This window comes from Colwellia marinimaniae (assembly GCF_002207865.1).
Lineage (GTDB): Bacteria > Pseudomonadota > Gammaproteobacteria > Enterobacterales > Alteromonadaceae > Colwellia > Colwellia marinimaniae.
The window spans coordinates 1-272 of sequence record NZ_BDQM01000265.1 but is presented as its reverse complement, the minus strand read 5'-3'; the positions used below and the strand labels follow the sequence as shown (position 1 = coordinate 272).

Sequence of the window (272 nt, the reverse complement as noted above, 5' to 3'; positions counted from 1 at the left end):
GAAACCCGCCAGCGGTCGTGCTGTATTGTCTCAGGAACAGGATGGAATTAAGTCGCACACCCACAGTGCCAGTGCATCCGGTACGGATTTGGGGACGAAAACCACATCGTCGTTTGATTACGGGACGAAAACAACAGGCAGTTTCGATTACGGCACCAAATCGACGAATAACACGGGGGCTCATGCTCACAGTCTGAGCGGTTCAACAGGGGCCGCGGGTGCTCATGCCCACACAAGTGGTTTAAGGATGAACAGTTCTGGCTGGAGTCAGT

General features: G+C 53.7%; 1 protein-coding gene. It reads left to right on the top strand.

Annotated elements, in window-relative coordinates; all coding sequences use genetic code 11:
- Window positions 1–25: 25 nt before the first annotated feature.
- Window positions 26–272, top strand: a 247-nt coding sequence (locus MTCD1_RS19210; RefSeq protein WP_438819304.1) for a hypothetical protein, incomplete at its 3' end; no start/stop codon positions are given.